The following is a 278-nucleotide window of genomic DNA, read 5'->3' as shown; positions in this document are numbered from 1 at the left end:
GATAAACACGGCAACACATCAGCTGCGACGGTGCCAACAGCACTAGATGAAGCGGTACGTGATGGTCGTATTAAACGCGGTCAAACTCTGCTTCTAGAAGCGTTTGGCGGCGGATTCACTTGGGGCTCGGCCCTTGTGAAGTTCTAAGTTTCACAAGAATTCAAAATTTAAGGTGCACTTGGTGCATCTTATTTCTTTTTACTTTGCTTAAAGGAAAACAACATGAGCAAGTTTGCTATCGTATTTCCAGGTCAAGGTTCTCAAGCTGTAGGTATGCT

General features: G+C 44.6%; 1 protein-coding gene. It reads left to right on the top strand.

The window, feature by feature from the left end; translation table 11 throughout:
- On the top strand, nucleotides 1–147 hold a 147-nt coding region (locus O4H47_RS17890; protein WP_331283690.1), incomplete at its 5' end, for a 3-oxoacyl-[acyl-carrier-protein] synthase III C-terminal domain-containing protein.
- Nucleotides 148–278: the final 131 nt, after the last annotated feature.

The organism is Maritalea porphyrae, from assembly GCF_027213965.1.
Classification (GTDB): domain Bacteria; phylum Pseudomonadota; class Alphaproteobacteria; order Rhizobiales; family Devosiaceae; genus Maritalea; species Maritalea porphyrae_A.
The sequence above is the reverse complement of the archived record's forward strand: the minus strand, read 5'-3'. Positions and strand labels throughout refer to the sequence as shown.